The sequence below is a fragment of the Paenibacillus sp. Soil766 genome (assembly GCF_001428105.1).
Lineage (GTDB): Bacteria > Bacillota > Bacilli > Paenibacillales > NBRC-103111 > Paenibacillus_E.
Window position 1 is genome coordinate 181,398 of sequence record NZ_LMSJ01000002.1, and the last position, 16,688, is coordinate 198,085.

General features: G+C 45.9%; 17 protein-coding genes. 15 read left to right on the forward strand and 2 right to left on the reverse strand.

Annotated elements, in window-relative coordinates:
• Window position 1 precedes the first annotated feature (1 nt).
• The 7 genes from ureB (at window position 2) to ASG89_RS02720 (ending at window position 6,392) form a co-directional block, all read left to right on the forward strand.
• On the forward strand, window positions 2–385 hold the full coding sequence (gene ureB, locus ASG89_RS02690; RefSeq protein ID WP_057308754.1) for an urease subunit beta: 384 nt from the start codon (window positions 2–4) through the stop codon (window positions 383–385).
• Window positions 366–2,081 carry an urease subunit alpha gene (gene ureC / locus ASG89_RS02695; RefSeq protein ID WP_057308755.1) on the forward strand — a complete coding sequence of 572 codons (1,716 nt, stop codon included), beginning with the start codon at window positions 366–368 and terminating at the stop codon, window positions 2,079–2,081. Before ureB ends, ureC begins: the two co-directional genes overlap by 20 nt.
• Window positions 2,082–2,119: 38 nt before the next feature.
• Complete coding sequence (locus ASG89_RS02700) at window positions 2,120–2,824, forward strand: urease accessory protein UreF (protein WP_057308756.1); 705 nt, start codon at window positions 2,120–2,122, stop codon at window positions 2,822–2,824.
• 36 nt (window positions 2,825–2,860) lie between these two features.
• Window positions 2,861–3,523, forward strand: a complete 663-nt coding sequence (ureG, locus tag ASG89_RS02705; RefSeq protein ID WP_057308757.1) for an urease accessory protein UreG — start codon at window positions 2,861–2,863, stop codon at window positions 3,521–3,523.
• Window positions 3,516–4,370 (forward strand): urease accessory protein UreD, encoded by an 855-nt coding sequence (locus ASG89_RS02710; protein WP_057308758.1) that lies wholly within the window; start codon window positions 3,516–3,518, stop codon window positions 4,368–4,370. Before ureG ends, ASG89_RS02710 begins: the two co-directional genes overlap by 8 nt.
• A 394-nt stretch (window positions 4,371–4,764) precedes the next feature.
• Window positions 4,765–5,742, forward strand: a complete 978-nt coding sequence (cyoE, locus tag ASG89_RS02715; RefSeq protein WP_057308759.1) for a heme o synthase — start codon at window positions 4,765–4,767, stop codon at window positions 5,740–5,742.
• A gap of 17 nt (window positions 5,743–5,759) precedes the next feature.
• Window positions 5,760–6,392 (forward strand): SCO family protein, encoded by a 633-nt coding sequence (locus ASG89_RS02720; RefSeq protein ID WP_057308760.1) that lies wholly within the window; start codon window positions 5,760–5,762, stop codon window positions 6,390–6,392.
• An 11-nt stretch (window positions 6,393–6,403) separates the two neighbouring features.
• On the opposite strand, the gene ASG89_RS02725 is transcribed toward ASG89_RS02720, so the two are convergent.
• Together ASG89_RS02725 and ASG89_RS02730 are read right to left on the reverse strand one after the other, a co-directional pair.
• A complete protein-coding gene (locus tag ASG89_RS02725) occupies window positions 6,404–6,757 on the reverse strand; it encodes a toprim domain-containing protein (protein WP_057308761.1) in 354 nt (117 codons plus the stop codon).
• 156 nt (window positions 6,758–6,913) lie between these two features.
• Complete coding sequence (locus ASG89_RS02730; protein ID WP_057308762.1) at window positions 6,914–8,098, reverse strand: MFS transporter; 1,185 nt, start codon at window positions 8,096–8,098, stop codon at window positions 6,914–6,916.
• Between the two features lie 111 nt (window positions 8,099–8,209).
• Between ASG89_RS02730 and ASG89_RS36085 the strand changes: the two genes are divergently transcribed.
• The 8 genes from ASG89_RS36085 (at window position 8,210) to ASG89_RS02765 (ending at window position 16,662) form a co-directional block, all read left to right on the forward strand.
• Window positions 8,210–8,365 carry a hypothetical protein gene (locus ASG89_RS36085; protein WP_157276493.1) on the forward strand — a complete coding sequence of 52 codons (156 nt, stop codon included), beginning with the start codon at window positions 8,210–8,212 and terminating at the stop codon, window positions 8,363–8,365.
• A gap of 55 nt (window positions 8,366–8,420) precedes the next feature.
• Window positions 8,421–8,849, forward strand: a complete 429-nt coding sequence (locus tag ASG89_RS02735; RefSeq protein WP_057308763.1) for a hypothetical protein — start codon at window positions 8,421–8,423, stop codon at window positions 8,847–8,849.
• A gap of 40 nt (window positions 8,850–8,889) precedes the next feature.
• Complete coding sequence (locus ASG89_RS02740; protein WP_057308764.1) at window positions 8,890–10,038, forward strand: transglutaminase domain-containing protein; 1,149 nt, start codon at window positions 8,890–8,892, stop codon at window positions 10,036–10,038.
• Window positions 10,039–10,048: 10 nt separating this feature from the next.
• Window positions 10,049–10,786 (forward strand): HAD-IA family hydrolase, encoded by a 738-nt coding sequence (locus tag ASG89_RS02745; RefSeq protein ID WP_057308765.1) that lies wholly within the window; start codon window positions 10,049–10,051, stop codon window positions 10,784–10,786.
• Window positions 10,787–10,807: 21 nt separating this feature from the next.
• On the forward strand, window positions 10,808–12,865 hold the full coding sequence (locus tag ASG89_RS02750; RefSeq protein WP_057308766.1) for a peptidoglycan D,D-transpeptidase FtsI family protein: 2,058 nt from the start codon (window positions 10,808–10,810) through the stop codon (window positions 12,863–12,865).
• Between the two features lie 608 nt (window positions 12,866–13,473).
• Window positions 13,474–15,348: an asparagine synthase (glutamine-hydrolyzing) gene (asnB, locus tag ASG89_RS02755; RefSeq protein WP_057308767.1), complete on the forward strand. Its 1,875-nt coding sequence runs from the start codon at window positions 13,474–13,476 to the stop codon at window positions 15,346–15,348.
• Between the two features lie 47 nt (window positions 15,349–15,395).
• Window positions 15,396–16,133, forward strand: a complete 738-nt coding sequence (locus tag ASG89_RS02760) for a Cof-type HAD-IIB family hydrolase (RefSeq protein WP_057308768.1) — start codon at window positions 15,396–15,398, stop codon at window positions 16,131–16,133.
• Window positions 16,134–16,182: 49 nt separating this feature from the next.
• On the forward strand, window positions 16,183–16,662 hold the full coding sequence (locus tag ASG89_RS02765; RefSeq protein WP_057308769.1) for a DUF456 domain-containing protein: 480 nt from the start codon (window positions 16,183–16,185) through the stop codon (window positions 16,660–16,662).
• Window positions 16,663–16,688: the final 26 nt, after the last annotated feature.

Consider the following 16,688-nt stretch of genomic DNA (forward strand, 5'->3'; position numbering starts at 1 on the left):
CATGGTTCCCGGTGAATTTCGAACAGCTAAAGGCGATATAGAAATGAATGTTGGCAGACAAACGATTGGCATTATCGTTACCAATACAGGAGATCGACCGGTTCAAGTAGGGTCGCATTTTCACTTCTTTGAGGTCAATCGAGGATTAGATTTCACAAGAGAGGATGCCTTTGGGATGCGCTTAGACATTCCGGCAGGAACGGCAGTCCGTTTCGAGCCTGGTGAGCAGAAGCCGGTTCAACTTGTCGAATTGGGCGGAGCGAAATTGAGCTATGGTCTTAACAATCTGAGTCAAGGCTTAGCGGAAAAAGACAAAATGACGGCCGAAACAAAAGCAAGATGGCAGGCTTGGGAGGGGTTGCTCGGTGAGTCGAATCGATCGTAAGAACTATGCACTGATGTTTGGCCCTACAACAGGAGATGCCATTCGATTGGCAGACACAGAGCTCTGGGCACAAATTGAGCATGATTACACGGTATACGGGGATGAATGCAAATTTGGCGGCGGGAAGGTTATCCGTGACGGCATGGGACAATCTAGTGGCGCGACCCGGGCACAGGGTGTTCTAGATACCCTAATAACGAATGCTGTCATTATTGATCACTGGGGCATAGTCAAAGGCGATATCGGGATTCGGGATGGCCACATTGTTGGTATTGGCAAAGCAGGCAACCCGGATATCATGGATGGTGTGCATCCGAATATGATCGTAGGTGCAAGCACAGAGGTTATTGCTGGTGAGGGTAAACTCGTAACGGCCGGCGGCATCGATGCGCATATCCATTTCATTTGTCCGCAGCAGATAGAAACTGCGCTTTCCTCAGGCGTGACGACGATGATCGGCGGTGGTACAGGGCCAGCAACGGGGACGAACGCGACAACATGCACGCCAGGCGCTTGGCACATGCAGCGGATGTTAGAGGCGGCTGAAGCGTTTCCGATGAATCTAGGCTTTACCGGCAAAGGGAACTCTTCCTTCTTGGAGCCTCTGACGGAACAAATTGAAGCGGGCGCCATTGGCTTGAAGCTTCATGAAGATTGGGGCACAACGCCGGCAGCGATCGACATGTGTTTGGAAGCGGCGGATCGCTATGATGTGCAAGTGGCGATTCATACGGATACATTAAATGAGGCGGGATTTCTTGAAGATACCTTGGCAGCGATAAAAGGGCGAACAATTCATACGTACCATACCGAGGGCGCAGGGGGCGGTCATGCCCCGGATATTATCCGAGCAGCCGCTGAGTTGAACGTCTTGCCCTCCTCGACCAATCCGACTCGTCCGTACACGATCAATACAATCGAAGAACATTTGGATATGTTGATGGTGTGTCATCACTTGGATAGTCGAATTCCGGAGGATGTCGCTTTCGCGGATTCGCGAATTCGTCCTGAGACGATTGCAGCAGAAGATATTCTGCATGACCTAGGCGTGTTCAGTATGTTAAGCTCTGATTCCCAGGCGATGGGGAGAGTTGGCGAGGTCATTATTCGAACGTGGCAAACGGCGGATAAAATGAAAAAACAACGCGGCCCCCTAGCTCCCGATACCGAAGACAATGATAATTTTCGCATCAAGCGCTACATCGCGAAATATACAATAAATCCAGCGATTACCCACGGCATCTCGCATCTTGTTGGGTCGATTGAACCCGGTAAGTTTGCAGATTTGGTCATTTGGAGTCCCATGTTTTTCGGTGTGAAGCCGGATCTCGTTCTTAAGGGTGGCAGCATCGCGTATGCGCAAATGGGCGATCCGAACGCTTCAATACCAACACCGCAGCCAGTCTTCGGAAGACCGATGTTCGCAGCATTTGGGAAAGCGTTAACGCAAAGCTCCATTACTTTCGTTTCTCAGGCAGCATATGACAGCGGAATCGGAAAACGATTCGGATTGCAGAAGCGGATTGAGCCGGTGAAAGGCTGCCGCAGCATTTCCAAGAGGGATATGATTCATAATGATGGAACTCCTTCTATAGAAGTGAATCCGGAAACTTACGAGGTGAAGGTGGATGGCGAAGCCGTGACCTGTGAGCCTGCGACAGAGCTTCCGATGGCACAGTTATATTTCTTATTTTAAAAAAAGAATGGAAGACAGTCCCGATTGAGGTGACAACAATGACTGCGTTCGAACATCCACCGTTCCACTGGTTAGCCTATCAGCAATTGTTGGATTCGGCGCTTCCAATTGGTGGGTTTTCCCACTCCTTTGGATTGGAAACACTAGTTCAGCAAGGAAGATTGACGACGATCTCCGAACTGGAAGCCTATATTCGGTCGATGCTTGCGGGCAGCTGGGCAACCTCGGATGCTATGGTCATTAAAGCGGCTTATCAGCATATCCCTCGAGGGGAGTTGGGACAGCTTTGGGACCTCGATCACATGCTTCATGTGCAGCGAGTGGGGAGTGAGACGCGGAGCGGTGTTCAGAAAATGGGGCGCAGATTGCTTCAACTATCACGTTCGCTGTATCCGCAGCTGCATTGGCAGCCGCTCGATGATGCGATAAGTGCGGGGAGATGCAGCTCGAATCATCCCGTTGTTCACGGTTGGGTGAGCTACCATCTGGGGGTTCCTCTCCATCAGGCTGCTGAAGGGTATCTCTATACTTGTATTATGACGAGTATCAACAGTGCACTTCGGCTGATGTCCATAGGACAAACACAAGGGCAGATGTTACTTGCGAAGCTGGTTCCTTTGACGGGAAGTGAATGGCAGCGCGTTTCACAGATGGATCCGATGGAGGCTTATACGAATTCACCGTCGGCTGATCTTGCGATGATGCAGCATGAAACGTTATATTCACGGTTATTCATGTCTTAATTGACAGTTTATTCATATATCTGAGGAGGAATGACGATGTGTCAAGGTAACGGTCAACATCATCATCACGAATGGGAGAAGCCTGCAGCAGATCGCAATCGCCCTATGCGAATTGGAATTGGAGGTCCCGTAGGCTCAGGCAAAACCGCGCTAGTAGAGCGCTTGGCAAGAAAGCTGAACGACCGCTATAGTATCGCAGTTATTACGAATGACATTTATACGAAGGAAGATGCACGTATTCTGATTAGTTCTGAAGCACTGCCAGAGGAGCGAATCATTGGGGTAGAGACAGGCGGATGTCCGCATACGGCGATCCGTGAGGATGCATCGATGAATTTCGAAGCGATTGAAGAGTTGGAGAAGCGATTCGTGAATCTCGATATTATTTTTATTGAGAGTGGCGGGGATAATTTGGCAGCTGCATTCAGTCCGGAGCTCGTGGATCGCTTCATCTATATTATTGACGTGGCCCAAGGGGAGAAGATTCCTCGTAAAGGAGGCCCTGGCATCATGCGTTCGGATATGTTAATTATCAATAAAATTGATCTTGCTCCATATGTAGGTGCTAGCCTAGAAGTGATGGATTCCGATACGAAAAAAATGCGCGGCGAGCGTCCGTATATCTTCTCAAACCTGATGGGTGGTACAGGGTTGGATGACATCGTGTCTTGGGTGGAGACGGAGTTCAGCCATGCCTAAACTGAAGGGGGAGATAACCGCACAATTTGCGGTGCGCAGCGGCTTCACACGGCTCGTACACAAATATCATGCCTCCCCGCTCAAAATTGCCAAAACGTTTCGTTATGAAAATGAAACGTGCAAAGTTGGTGCCGCCCCCATGGATCAATTAGGCGTCTATATGATGGATTGTTCACCTGGGCTGATGGCTGATGATCAATTTGAAATTAACATGCGCCTTGAAGAGGGCGCACGTGTTTTTCTAACGAACCAGTCGTTCACGAAGGTGCATCCTTCGGCTGAAGATCAGGGAAGCACGCAGCATCAGATACTTCGACTGGAAGCTGACGCGCTGCTTGAGTACATACCAGAACCATTAATGCTGTATAAAGATGCAGTCTTATTCGCTGAAACGGAGGCACATTTAGCGAGAGGATCGACATTGATTTTCTCTGATATACTTTGTCCCGGTCGCACGCAGCGAGGGGAAATATTTCACTATACAAAGTATGTGAACAGGATGAGGGTCTGGTATGAAGGCGAACTGATCTTTTATCAGAACCAGCGAATTGAACCAGCGACGATGGAGCTGTCTTCACTAGGTTGCTGGGAAAAGGAGACGCATATGGGCAATCTGTTTATCTTCTCAGACCGTCTTGGGGCACGCCACCTTGAAGCTATTGTGGACAAATTAAGTCAACTGGAAGATGGGCAGGTACGTATGGGAGCGAGTCTAACGTATAAGCACGGGCTTGTGGTGACTGTCTTGGGCAGGCATGCTTGGGAGCTGCAAGATGTCCTGATGAAGGCATGGCATCAAATCCGCCGCAGTGTATTTGATTTAACACCATTGCTAGTGAACAAATAGAAAGAGGAGGCGGGTTATGACCTGTCTCCTCTTTCTATGTGTACGGGTTGCAGGTGAGGAATAGGTTTAACGTTAAAGTTTATGGACACTATCCCATTGGCTCAGGATTCTCGACGTTTGCTAACCTGAGCGAAGGGGATAGTGGCAATAGCTAGCTTTATGAGAGCATAGATAGGGGTGTTAAGGTGTCCCATGCGATAATCCCCACAAATTTTTCACATATTCCAAAATGGAATCGAATGGTAAGTGCATTTTCCACGCATACTGGAAGGGAGAATCGACAATATGATGACAACTGCCCGTGCTTCATTGTCAAATGATGTAGGGGTTGGTATGATGAGAATGTTCATTAAGATGTAGGATCGGAAATTCAACATAGAGGAGGTCAATTTACATGGAAAATCAAGTCACCTACGAAACCGTTTCGAAAGGCTCGTCACAAGAGTCCGTTGGAACTGATTCTATAGATGCCAAGCTAACGAGAGGTACAGCAGAGCCTGTGACCCTGAAAGAGTTTTACAGACTGGTGAAACCAGGAATTATTTATTCCAATCTGATGACAGCTTTTGCTGGATACTGGCTGGCTGCTCAGTGGGATGTTGACTGGATTCATCTGATTATGACCATGCTGGGGACAGCATTGGTGATGGCTGGTGGTACAGTACTTAACAATTATCTGGACCGTGAGATGGATGCCAAGATGGAGCGCACGCAGAATAGAGCACTCCCAAGCGGAAGGCTCAGCGCAAATTTCGTGCTCGGCTACGGAATCATATTGGGTACCATTGGTTTAGGTGTTCTATACTTTGGAGCGCAATCACCATTAGCAACATTGATCGGTTTACTCGGATTGTTTTTATATGTGTGGCTCTATACAGCATGGTTCAAAAGAACATCTGTATGGAGTACATTCGTTGGTGCATTCTCAGGTGCGACACCACCGGTCATCGGATATTGTGCAGTAAGCGGGACGGTAGATTTAGGCGCTATCTTGATATTCCTCTTCTTATTCTTATGGCAGCCGCCGCATTTCTGGGCGCTTGGTATTCGCCGTATGGAAGAGTATCGTGCAGCAGGCTTCCCGTTATTGCCGGTAGTCAAAGGAACTTTCGTTACGAAAATTAGTATGGTTCGTTATGTCGTTCTATTAGTACCTGTAACGGTGATGTTAACGGCATATGGCTATGTAGGAACGATCTTCTTAATTGTATCAACGATTCTTGGATTGACTTGGGTTTTCATGAGCGTCAAAGGGTTCAAAGCAAATGGGGAAGCGGAAATTGTATGGGCAAAGCGTATGTTCCTGTTCTCCCTTTTATATTTAACGCTGTTATCGTTCTTGATGGTTATTGATACGACAGCGAAACTTTAGTCTGGAGGACGAAAACGATGGGGACGTTTTTGGAGAAAAACTGGTTTAAGTTAGCACTTGGTGCGATATTAATTGCGATGATTGCATCTTTTGCATATAAATTAGTATCGAACGGCAGTAAGCCGGATGAAAGATTAACAGCCATGAAGGCAGCACCTTCGTTTCAGCTTCAGGATTTAGATGGCAAAACGGTTACTTCTCAAGATATGGAAGGTAAAGTAAGACTCGTTTATTTCTTCTTTTCATATTGTCCTGATGTGTGTTTGCCAACAAGCTTCTTAATTTCGCAGATTCAGGATGAATTGAAGAAAAAGGATCTGCTAGGGTCGAAAGCAGAAATTCTATCCATTACAATTGATCCAACAAGAGACACTCCTGAAGTGTTAAAAGCATTCGGAAATCGCTTCGAATCGAAGCCAATTCCAGGCGGTTGGACGTTCCTCCGAGGTGAGGAAGCGAAAGTTCAGAAGCTTGCAGAGGACTTCGGTATCATGGTCATCAAAGAGAAGGACGGTAATTTCTCGCATGCGAATGCGATTTTGCTAGTCGATCCGAAAGGACAACTAAGAAATTACTACGATGCAAGCAATCCAGAGTTGGATGCGGCGCATATCGTGAAGGATGTTGTAACCCTTTCAAAAGGGAAATAACGCAAAATAGATTATTCATAAGCAGGGTTGGGCGCTGGGTAGATAATATACGCGTCCAGTCCTGCTTTTTCTAATTGCCCAATGAGATATTCTTCAGGGGTGCCTTCGACACCTGCATAACCCTTACGAGTATAAATGTGTTCGGCGTCTGGGAATGTATCGCGCAGCAAATATCGGATTTTTTTGCCGGAAGCGTCGTTGTCGGTGAAAATATAAACGGGCAGATCGCCTACCTTTTTTCGCAACGAGTCAAGCGTAATGGAACTCGGAGTGCCGAAGGTACAATGGATGATGACGGTATCATCAACGACACGCTTCAAGCGACTCTTATCATTTTTCCCCTCAACAATAATGGTAATGGACATGGGATGACTTCACTCCTTTTAGAGTAGTATACCCTGTTTGGAGCAGCGATCCAAGTAACGCCAAGCTACGATATTTCCTGGGAAATGACAAGGATTTACAGCGTGTGACACATGGAAAAAGGCTTGACGATATCAAGCCTTTTTTTATGTTGAAAATTATGAAGTTATTAGAGGTGATTTGAACGTACGAAGCGGCAAAAGTGAAAGGGCTAACATGAGAATGAAGAAGGCAATGAAATAGGAGGAAATATGATCACGAAGCTGACCAGCCATCATTGGACCGATAAAAGCACCGACAGAATATGAAATGGATAGCAACGAAAACACGCGACCGTATCTAGAACTGCTAGTAATACTGGCAAGTAAAGCTGCAAGTGCTGGGTATATGACGCCTTTGGCCATACCGATTAAGAAGAGGGATACAGTTAATGGAATTGGCCACTGGATGGCTAATCCGAAGAAAACCACGGCAAGCCCGATGCTTCCGCAAATTGTCCGTAGAAATGGTGATATTTTATTCAAAAACCAGAAAGAGATACTAAGCAGTGCGCCTAAACTAACTAGCGTGAAAAATACCCCAGAAGTCAGTATGGACTCTCTTGCCGATTTCATTAAGGGCAGTTCAAAGAACAGAATCCCCTGTGAGCAAGAGAGTGCCATAGGGATGAGGAAGAAAAGCCAGGGGATTGAGACACCCTCACTATCTTCACCATCATTAATATTCTGAGATGCATGGTGACCGTGCGGATCTAGGATGGCCTTGGAGCCCAACTTGTCCACTTTGTGAGACAGCATCTCCTTCTCTTTTACTCCGAAGATGGCAAGAATCCCTGTGATAATAAGGATCCAACCTAACACGGAAAATGCGGTTGTAAAGCCAATTTTGGCCACTAATACAGCGCCTGCTGCAGGTGAAACCACGGATGCTAAAGTGTGAACGAGTCCATTGCCTGCCATGAGCTTGCTTTGATGAATGCGATCACGGGCGATGCGAGCTAGTAAAGTTAAACAAGCAGGTGATAAGAAGGCAAGTACAAATCCGCTGATGGAACGAATGTAAAGCAGATGCCACGGATCTTTCACGTTGGATTGAAATAGTAAGATGATCCCTGCTACAATTAAACTGAAAACAATGAAAAGTTTACTGCCGTATTTGTCTACACCATAGCCTGCAATGAGATTGCCAGGAAGATGTGTGAGTGAATATACGCCCATGATGAGCCCTATAAATGAAGGTGCAGCTCCCAGTGATAAGGCGAAAGGGGATAAAATCGGGTATTGCGCGTGTAAATCAAAAAATGCAACAAACATAAATAAGTACAACCATATGGCTGTTCGCACGGTTTTACCACCTCGATCCTTTAGTTTCATCTCTTCTTAAGTTTTACGCCGCTCGTCCCAAGGATATGACCGTTCGGGACAAATGACACAAATTCGAAACAGGGAGGACCTATGGACCCTATCGTTTTTATACTTTTGGCAGCAGTTGGCATTTTTCTTGTTTTCCGATTAAGACAATCATATCGTAAGACTGGAAAAAGCATAGATAAGACCAAGGAAATTGAGGAGAAGCTAGCACAATTAAGGAAAAAAAGAGATGAAGATTAAGGAGTCCATGTAGTATGATAGGAAGGGACTTTTGGATTATGAGGAGGGGTTACAGATGGATCAGTGGATTTCATTTGCACAGGATCGTTGGTATTTAATTGTAGGAGCTATTATCGTTTTATTTATTGTTATTGGTATTGTAAAAACGGTGGTGAAATGGGTCGTAGTCCTTGTCATCGTTGGGGCACTTATCGTTTATGGAGCGAGTTATAAGGATAAAATAAAGGATATTGGGGCAAATGTTATTTCCCAAGTTAGTGATGACATCAAGGACAAGGCGGTTAGTGCCTTGACATCCGAGGCTAAAGAAGCGAAATTCAAGGCTAACCCGGACGGTTCTTTTTTAATTACGACGAAAAGCTTGCAAGTAGAAGGGAAACCAGGATCCTACGAGGTTCAGGTCACTTTTTTAGGAAAAACATTCAAGATGAATGCCAATGCTTCCGTGAATGCATTCATCGAACAAGCAAGGAAAAATGCCTAGTCATTAACTGGGCTAGCCTATCAAAGGAAGGTGAGTACGCATGACGGATAACGCGTGGTTTCAAACCAGCTCAATTAATTTTATATCCATCTTGATTGTTCTCACGATTGCAACTTCTGTCTTGCAAGGATTTTTCCGTGGTGGCTCTGGCTCAGCCAGGCATTTCGTTGCTATGTTGGTGGAAGCGGTGCTCGCCATCCTTTCCATGTTTATTGCTTGGAAAAGTGTGCAACTGATTTCACCATGGATTCAAATATGGCTGAAAGATCAGAATTTGCAGATTCCGACGGTGGACATAAGTGCGTTCAAACAAGCTTACTATACCGTCATTACTAGCTTGCGCGATTTTCCATTACTCCGCTTTGGTGTTTTATTTCTTCTTGGCTACGTCATTATCAAGCAAATCTTGAATCACTTGGTTGATTTAGTGTTAGGGCGTTGGTTAGCTGAACGGTATGCTATGCCTAAACGGAGTCATTCTATTCTGAGCTCGGTTTCAGGCGGAGCCATCGGATCCATAGCTGGATTTGCTAGAGCGCTTATGCTAATCGCTATTTTATTTATTTATGCCTCCATATTCCCACACTCGATGCTAACCCCCTATATTGAGTCCTCACACATGTATCAAAAAGGTGCTCAAGAAGTGATTTCACCGTTTACAGGTGATTTTATAGCGGAGAAGGCACCCGTTTTCACACGTGCTGTAGAACAAGAATTCACGAATATTTTGCAACGGAAATATGAAGTCCTTGATGCGAAAATCCCAGGTAACATTGCTGATGCGGCCAAAGAAATTACAGCGAATGCTACCACAGACGAAGAAAAGGCTAAATTGCTATACAGTTGGGTCGGAACCCGAGTCCAATATGATTGGAATAAAGTGAAGCTATATGAAGAACAGCGAATTTGGAAGGAGCAAACGCCAGAGGATACGTTCAATACCAAAGAAGGCGTTTGTATAGATTATTCAAGGTTATACGCACAAATGGCCAGATCCATTGGACTTGATGTGAAGGTTGTCACAGGTCTAGGGTATGATGGTCAAGGCGGATATGGTCCTCATGCTTGGAATGAAGTGTACCTTAAGGAAACGAATAGGTGGGTACCTCTGGATTCTACTTGGGTGGCAAGCGGAGCCAATTGGTTCAATCCGCCGAATTTCGATCAAACACATGTGAGGGACGTTTAGAGGAGAGAATATGCAAAGAGAGCTTAATGCTTATAAGATGATTTATTTAGACGCAGGTGATACGTTAGTCACGATTCCTGCAGCACAAACGATATTGAAGCAATATTTGCAGCTGCGCGCGGTTGATCGGGATGAAGATCATATAAATGAACTTTTTACAGAAGCATTTCGTCTATTTTATTATGTTGAAAAAAAAGATAACTTCGTGGTGTGTAGTCCAGAGTCAGATCGTGAATTCTGGGTTAACCTATATCACTATGTCCTGCATAAGCTAGGCGTTCATGAGGATTGGAATGAGGAAGAGATTTTCAACTGCTGTCATGAGTTATATGAAATTTTCACAGCACCGGAGTATTATGATTTATTTGATGATGTGAAGCCATTTCTGGAAGAGCTGAAGACGCGAGGCTTCCGTATTGGTATTATTTCTAATTTTGCTCCTACGCTGAAAGCCATTCTGGCTGACAAGGGGGTATTACATTATTTTGACCCGGTACTTGTATCAACTGAAGTTGGCTTGGAGAAGCCGGACCCAGCTATTTTCCAGCTTGCTTTGCAGATGGCGGACGTTGAGGCCAGTGATGTACTGTATGTCGGGGACCACGAGACGAACGATGTATGGGCCCCTAATCAAGTAGGAATTGATGCTGTTCGTATCATTCGGTACCCGTATCACACGGGAGATGGGATCCGTTCCCTGCTTGAACTTATTCAGGAGCCTGCTGGTGAAGTAGGACCTAAGTGTTAGTAAGAAAGGATATGAACCCGCATGAAGTCATCCATTATGGATGATCCGAAGAAAAAAGAAATTACTAAAAAACGGCACTTTTCGTTTCGGATCAATATATTTTTCTTCGTTACTTTTATACTCTTTTCCGTACTCATTGTGCGGCTAGCGATTCTTCAATTCGTTCAAGCCAAGGATCTGAAGGCTGCTGAGAATACCAATACGAATACAACGAACAAGATCGCTCCGATTCGCGGCAATATTTATGATTCTACGAAATCCCCGCTGGCATATACCATTCCCGTACAGTCCTTATTTTTCCGTATTGAACCAGGCCAGGATAAGGATACGATTATTGAATTAGCCAAACGTATTAAGAGGGATGTTTTTGACCCATTTGCTAAACCGAATACCGTTAGCCCAACAGCTGAAGAGATCGTCCTTGCGATGGACCTTGGTTATGATATTAATAAAAACCCAGTGAAAGATCCGAGCTACTATTCTGTACCACGCCGTATTAAAGCAGATTTATCCAATGGTGAAATTGCGTACTTGTTGGAGCACCGGGATGAATTTAAGGGTCTAGAAGTGACGGAAGAAAGTATCCGCACCTACGAGGTGGAGGACGACAAGACGACAATTGCAACGCAATTGGTCGGGTATACGAATGCATTTTCAACCGAAACAGCGAAAAAAATCTATAAGGATAATCCGAATAGTGAAGAATATTTAAGTAACGAGAATGTCGGTTTCGATGGGATCGAGCGAATGTATCAGGATGAGCTGCGCGGCAAGAATGGCAGTAAGAAGTATCCAGTGAATGCCGCGATGAAAATCATCGGAAGAGCTGAAGTCACAGCTCCAATTAAGGGGAATAATCTGTATCTGTCGATCAATAAGGACGTTCAGAAGGCGACGGAGAAAATGCTGCATGATCATATCCAATATCTCCGAAGTCCTTCTCATGCAAATGATCTCTATATGAAAACGGGAATGAAAGCTTCGTCAGGTTTCGCTGTTGCGATGGAAGTGGATACAGGCCGAATCGTAACGATGGCGAATTATCCAGATTATGATGCCAATGCTTGGACAGGAGGTATTTCACCAAATATTTATAAAGAAATCAGTACATTTATTTCGAATGGATCGATTATGACAGCCAAATCGAGGTTTCCCGACGAGAAGGAAAATGCGAAACATCCTTCTTCCATTGTTTTCATGGGCTCTACGATTAAGCCACTATCTGTCTTGATTGGTTTGAAAGAGAAGCTCTTTTCAGCGGGTCAGTACTATTACGACTCAGGAACTTTCACTTTCGGTAAGGATGGCAAAAGTGCTATTTCGAACTCTGGTAAAGCATCCTACGGTAACATAAATGCAGCACAAGCCATTGAACACTCCTCAAATACGTATATGTCCGCGATGGTAGGTATTCCTTTCTGGATGAAGTATGGGAGAGAGAATCCGAAGGTGACAGCTAAGTGGGCTGAGTACTTGGCTAAGTTCGGCATGGGAGTGAAAACGGGAAGCGGCTTGCCAGGTGAATTTGCAGGTTCGAATGACTTTATCACAAATGCGAAGAATGATAGTTATCAATCGGCGATGGTTTTCGCATCTTGGGGACAAAATGAGAAAACGACAACACTCCAACTTGCGCAATATACGGCAACACTTGCAAGTCGTGGGAAACGAATGAAGCCTCAGTTTGTTGATGAAATAAGAGACTATCAAGGCAATTTGGTGAGAAAGATTGAGCCTGAGGTCCTAGAAGATTCATCCAAGGAATTCGCTGCAGCCGATTGGAATACGATTATTCACGGGATGAAAAGTGGCGCTGAAGGCATCGAAGAATTACCCTACAATGTCGCGCGTAAGACAGGTACTTCAACACAAGTCGTAGCTGGTGGATCTGTCGAGAATGCCGTACTGATCGCCTTCGCACCTGTTGAGAATCCAAAATTGGCCGTAGCGGTTGTTGTGCCAGAAGGTGGATTCGGACGTTACGGGGCATCCCCGATCGCGGCGAAGATCTTCGAATCGTATGACGCGGCAAACGATGGTATTCTGACGAAGCTTGGCGGCGGGAAGCGGCCTTGGTAAGGTAGCGGAATTAAATGAATGGGATAGGGAGCTTGCTGCTGCAGGCTCTTTTTTGTATGGAACTTGCTTGGTTATGGAAATAGATGGATTTCCTGTAGTTAATTCATCGTATAATCGATACAAGTCGGGAATAAATGGAATTGGTACAGCTAATTTCAGGTAATTACGTCAATAAGTGCTGATTAGGGAGAATTAGCTACATGTATTCCATCTATTACGATTTATTGGATTGATTTCTCCGAAATAGCTGTACAATTTCCAGTTAAGTTGTGTTGCTGGGATTGTAGTCACCTAACCTTGCCTAATGTGCTATGCACCAGTTACGCCATAACAGCATATCCTATTCCAGGGGTTGAATAAGCTTCACCCTAAATGTTGCCTGAAGTCAACTTTTGTGCGCAGAGGAAAGGTGGTCGAATCTCATGAAAAAAAGCCGGTTATCTGCTTCTTTAAAACGACTTCTCATTTCCATCATTTTTCTATAGGCATCTGGGTTTTTCTATTCTCGTACACTCACGCTATTTCCTGAATGACGGGCTGATATGGTATACTAATATATCGGTTGTCCAAGAGTAGAATGATGAGAGTACGGAGGAGTGAGTCTCACCATGTGTGGTATTACAGGTGTTATGTATTTTGAAGATAGAGAACCAACTGAGGCTAGTTTGAAGCAAATGACGGATGTGATTGTTCATCGGGGGCCGAATGATGAGGGCTTCTGGACAGAGAATCGCATTGGTTTAGGGTTTAGACGTTTATCCGTTATTGATATCAGAGAAGGCCATCAGCCATTAGCGAATGAAGATGAAACCGTTTGGATTATTTTCAACGGTGAAATTTATAATTACAAAGAGCTGCGCACGATGCTCCAGGAGCGCGGACACATTTTCCGTACGCAGAGTGACACAGAGGTCATCGTCCATCTGTATGAGGAATTCGGCGAGGATTGCGTGAAGCACATGCGCGGTATGTTTGGTTTTGTTATCTGGGACCGCAAGAAGAAGCAGCTGTTCGGTGCGAGAGACCACTTCGGCATTAAGCCGTTTTATTATCATGTGAGTGACCGTCAATTCCTGTTCGGCTCGGAAATCAAGAGCTTGCTGGCGGCGGAAGGCATGAATCGGTTGATCCATACGGACAGCTTGCTGAATTATTTGACCTTTCAATATGTACCGGAGCCGCATACGATGTTCCAAGGGATTTATAAGCTGCCCCCGGCTCATTCAGTTACCATCACATTTGAAGGCAAAATGACCCTACATAAGTATTGGGATCCCATGTTTGAGCCAGAAGAGAAACCATTTGATTACTATGTGGAACAAATTCGTGAAGGCTTGAAAGAATCCGTCAAGCTCCACATGGTCAGCGATGTGGAACGCGGATGCTTCCTGTCGAGCGGGATCGACTCGACGGCAATTGCTACACACATGCGGAACATCGAACCGATCCGCACGTTCTCCGTTGGCTTCGATGGCGCCAACAACGAGACGCCGATCGCTGCTCAGACCGCAGCGACGCTCGGGACAGAGCACTACGACAAAATCATCACGCAGGATGATTTCTTCGCTACCATGCCGAAAGCGATCTGGCACCAGGACGAGCCTGTCGCCGATCCTTCGGCCATTGCTCTCTACCACGTGGCTCAGCTTGCGCGCGAGCAGGTAACGGTTGTGCTGTCCGGCGAAGGCGCGGACGAGCTCTTCGGCGGCTATCGCATTTATCGCGAGCCGCAGTCGCTCAAGCCGCTGGATCAGCTGCCGCCATCGGTGAAGCGTATGCTGAACCGCTTCGCACGCATTTTACCGAGCGGAGTGAAAGGCCGCAACTATGTGTTGCGGGGGACGACTCCGCTGGAGGAACGTTTCCTCGGGAATGCCAAAATCTTCTCCGAGGATATGAAAGCGGAAGTGCTCCGCCTCGATAGCGAGATGCTGCGCGCCTACAAAAATCCCGTGCAAATCGCCGGCGATTACTATAACAAAACGAAGCATCTAGATCCCGTAAGCCGGATGCAGTACATCGACATGAATTTGTGGATGCCTGGGGATATTCTCATGAAAGCCGACAAAATGACGATGGCGCATTCCCTGGAACTGCGCGTTCCTTTTCTGGACAAGGAATTGTTCGAAGTGGCTCGCCGCATTCCAGCGAAGTATCGCATAGCGAACGGGACAACGAAGTACATTTTCCGCAAAGCGATGGAAGGGATCATTCCAGATCCGATTCTGAATCGTCCAAAGTTAGGCTTCCCAGTACCCCTGCGGGATTGGATGAAAGGTAAGATGGGCGATATGGTGATGGATCAAATCAAAACCAGCGGTATTGAGGATTATATTGATATTCAGGCAGTTGAGAAAATGCTGCATAAGCATCGCATCGGTCAAGGAGACTACGCACGCCGATTGTGGACCCTATATATATTTGCACTTTGGCACAAAACGTTCATGGAAGAACTGCCTAAAAAAGTGCTCACTGCTTACTAGATCGACAATGACAAATGTAAGGCAGCATGAAACAGGAGTTGGCGCGAATGGGAACCTATAAATTAATCGCACTTGATATGGATGGCACGCTACTAAACGAGGACAAGAAAATATCTGCGGAGAATCAAGCAGCGATTCGCGAAGCCTCTGCACAAGGCAAAGTGGTGATCATGTCCACGGGTCGCGGTGCCATCAGTGCTATGCCTTTCATTAAGGAGCTGGGGCTCTCAACGCCTCTTGTTGTGGTAAACGGCAGTGAAGTGTGGGCGTCGCCAGATACATTGCTGAAACGAACACTAGTACCGATTGAAACAATACGCAATTTGCATCAGTTAGCGGTAGATAATGACTGCTGGTGGTGGGCGTATTCCGTCGCAGGTGTGTTCAATCGGGAAAGTTTAGGTCTAGATTTCAATCAGCATGAATGGCTTAAATTCGGATACTTTACGGACAATGCAGAGAAATTGCAACGCATTCGCGAAGTGGTGTCGAGTTGGGGAACACTTGAAATCACCAATTCACACCCGTCGAATCTCGAAATGAATCCGCTCGGCATCTCCAAAGCAACGGGCGTAGAAGCGGTGTGCCAACTTTTGGGTATTGCGATGTCCGAGGTGATTGCTATGGGTGACAGCGAAAATGATATTGCGATGATTCGTGAAGCAGGATTAGGTGTGGCTATGGGAAATGCCCAGGATGAAGTGAAGCGGATCGCTGATATCACGACAGTTACGAACAATGAGCATGCTGTCGCACAAGTCATTCGCACTTACATGCTCACCTAGTCCAGGACCAAGCTCCACATTCACGCTATAATGGAGGAATGAACTGCGCATGATTACCTTGGGTTGGATTGTCGTTATTCTTTTATTTGTCATCGGAATGGTGGGTGCCGTCTACCCGATTCTGCCTGGTGTATTGGCTATTTATGCGGCTTTTTTCATCTATGGTTGGCTGAACACCTGGAAACACTTCGGCTTCTGGTTCTGGTTGATTCAGACTTTGATTGTCATTATTATTATCGTGGCGGATTATGCAGTAAGTGCCCTAGGTGTCAAAAAGTTCGGTGGCTCTAAACCGGCAATTGTCGGAAGTACCATTGGTTTGATCATTGGCCCTTTCGTGATTCCAGCATTCGGGATCATCCTTGGACCATTCATCGGCGCCGTAGTAGGTGAATTAATTGCCGGAACCTCCTGGCAGAACGCTGTTCGCGCAGGTATTGGGTCTGTGCTCGGTTTTTTTGCCAGCTCTGTGGTGAAAATTGTTTTGCAGCTCGCTATGATTATCATATTCTTCCTATGGATCTTTTGAAGCTAAGAAGATCGTAACAAAACTGT

What these genes read in the sequence shown, in the direction of transcription:
- ASG89_RS02745 (WP_057308765.1), top strand. Translation starts at nt 10,049, where the DNA reads ATGCAAAGAGAGCTTAATGCTTATAAGATGATTTATTTAGACGCAGGT.
- asnB (WP_057308767.1), top strand. Translation starts at nt 13,474, where the DNA reads ATGTGTGGTATTACAGGTGTTATGTATTTTGAAGATAGAGAACCAACT.
- cyoE (WP_057308759.1), top strand. Translation starts at nt 4,765, where the DNA reads ATGGAAAATCAAGTCACCTACGAAACCGTTTCGAAAGGCTCGTCACAA.
- ureG (WP_057308757.1), top strand. Translation starts at nt 2,861, where the DNA reads ATGTGTCAAGGTAACGGTCAACATCATCATCACGAATGGGAGAAGCCT.
- ASG89_RS02710 (WP_057308758.1), top strand. Translation starts at nt 3,516, where the DNA reads ATGCCTAAACTGAAGGGGGAGATAACCGCACAATTTGCGGTGCGCAGC.
- ASG89_RS36085 (WP_157276493.1), top strand. Translation starts at nt 8,210, where the DNA reads ATGGACCCTATCGTTTTTATACTTTTGGCAGCAGTTGGCATTTTTCTT.
- ASG89_RS02700 (WP_057308756.1), top strand. Translation starts at nt 2,120, where the DNA reads ATGACTGCGTTCGAACATCCACCGTTCCACTGGTTAGCCTATCAGCAA.
- ureB (WP_057308754.1), top strand. Translation starts at nt 2, where the DNA reads ATGGTTCCCGGTGAATTTCGAACAGCTAAAGGCGATATAGAAATGAAT.
- ASG89_RS02720 (WP_057308760.1), top strand. Translation starts at nt 5,760, where the DNA reads ATGGGGACGTTTTTGGAGAAAAACTGGTTTAAGTTAGCACTTGGTGCG.
- ASG89_RS02750 (WP_057308766.1), top strand. Translation starts at nt 10,808, where the DNA reads ATGAAGTCATCCATTATGGATGATCCGAAGAAAAAAGAAATTACTAAA.
- ASG89_RS02735 (WP_057308763.1), top strand. Translation starts at nt 8,421, where the DNA reads ATGGATCAGTGGATTTCATTTGCACAGGATCGTTGGTATTTAATTGTA.
- ASG89_RS02760 (WP_057308768.1), top strand. Translation starts at nt 15,396, where the DNA reads ATGGGAACCTATAAATTAATCGCACTTGATATGGATGGCACGCTACTA.
- ASG89_RS02740 (WP_057308764.1), top strand. Translation starts at nt 8,890, where the DNA reads ATGACGGATAACGCGTGGTTTCAAACCAGCTCAATTAATTTTATATCC.
- ASG89_RS02765 (WP_057308769.1), top strand. Translation starts at nt 16,183, where the DNA reads ATGATTACCTTGGGTTGGATTGTCGTTATTCTTTTATTTGTCATCGGA.
- ASG89_RS02725 (WP_057308761.1), bottom strand. Translation starts at nt 6,757, where the DNA reads ATGTCCATTACCATTATTGTTGAGGGGAAAAATGATAAGAGTCGCTTG.